The 1,151-nt window shown below is 23.6% G+C and carries 2 protein-coding genes; one reads left to right on the forward strand and one right to left on the reverse strand.

Annotation, left to right across the window (positions count from 1 at the left end; all coding sequences use genetic code 11):
- A partial coding sequence (locus ACRDDY_RS10470) for a sensor histidine kinase (protein WP_438564897.1) occupies nucleotides 1-517 on the forward strand: 517 nt, incomplete at its 5' end.
- 35 nt (nucleotides 518-552) lie between these two features.
- Here ACRDDY_RS10470 and ACRDDY_RS10475 read toward each other — a convergent pair.
- Nucleotides 553-1,029, reverse strand: coding sequence for a GNAT family N-acetyltransferase (locus tag ACRDDY_RS10475; RefSeq protein ID WP_438564898.1), 477 nt, complete (start codon nucleotides 1,027-1,029; stop codon nucleotides 553-555).
- Nucleotides 1,030-1,151 lie beyond the last annotated feature (122 nt).

A 1,151-nucleotide genomic window follows, 5' to 3' on the forward strand; every position in this document is an offset into this window, starting at 1 on the left:
AACATTAATTGAAGAACTTAATTTATGGTCAAAAATAAAAAGTGATTCATTAACATTAAACAAAAAAGAAGTGAATATAGTTTCCTTAATTAGGCACATAATTATAGATATAATAAACGATGAAAAATATAAAAATATAAAAATAAACTTTAATTATTCAAAGGAAGAAATAATTTTAAATATAGATGAAAGTCTTATAAATAGAGTGTTTATAAACATTTTAATGAATTCTATAATCCATAATGATGAAAATATCATCATTAATGTAAACATAAATGATGATAATATTACAAATAATAAAGTAAATACAATTGTAAGTGATAATGGAAAAGGAATTAAAGCTGAAGAAGTAGATTATATATTTAAAAGATATTACAGAGGAACAAATACTAAAAATAAAATAGAAGGTTCAGGACTAGGTATGGCTATAGCAAGGGATATTATAAAAATTCATAATGGAGAAATTAACGTTATTAGTGAATTAGGTAAAGGAATGAAAATAATTATAAAGTTATAGGAGAGAAGAGGACTGATAGAAAAAGCTATTAGTCCTTATTTGTGTTTATAAAAAAGTTTTCCATCTTTTTCAAAAATAAACTTAAAGTCACATTTTAAAATGGCTTTTTGTGATTGAATATTATTTTTAAAATGGGAGCAAATTAGGGTATTTATATCTAGAGAATTAATAGAATGATCAACAATGGCATTTATTGCTTCAGGCATTAAATGTAATCCCCAATAATCTTCGGAGAGTATAAATCCTAATTCTTTTGAGTTTTCTTTAAATGGAGTGGGATTATGAAGTTCAATATAACCAATAAGGTTATCATCTTTTGTTATAGCCCAAATAGTGTTTGGGGGTTCATTTAAAAAGATAGCTAAAACCTTAGCAGTCTGGTTTAATGTATTTTTTACTTTAAAGCCTGCAAGGTTAGCTATTTTTTTGTTTGACATAATATAATGTAAATGGCTTAAATCAAATTTTAAAAAAGGTCTTAAAAGTAATCTTGGGGTTTTTAATATGGTCATAAAAGAATCTCCTTCGTATTAAATAAATATGGATATATTATACAATAAAATATTTATGAATTACAAAAAGAGGGAGAATGTAAAAAAATTCAAAATTATTATTGACTTATGGTAATTAATGG

The organism is Clostridium sp. (assembly GCF_051656525.1).
GTDB lineage: Bacteria > Bacillota > Clostridia > Clostridiales > Clostridiaceae > Clostridium.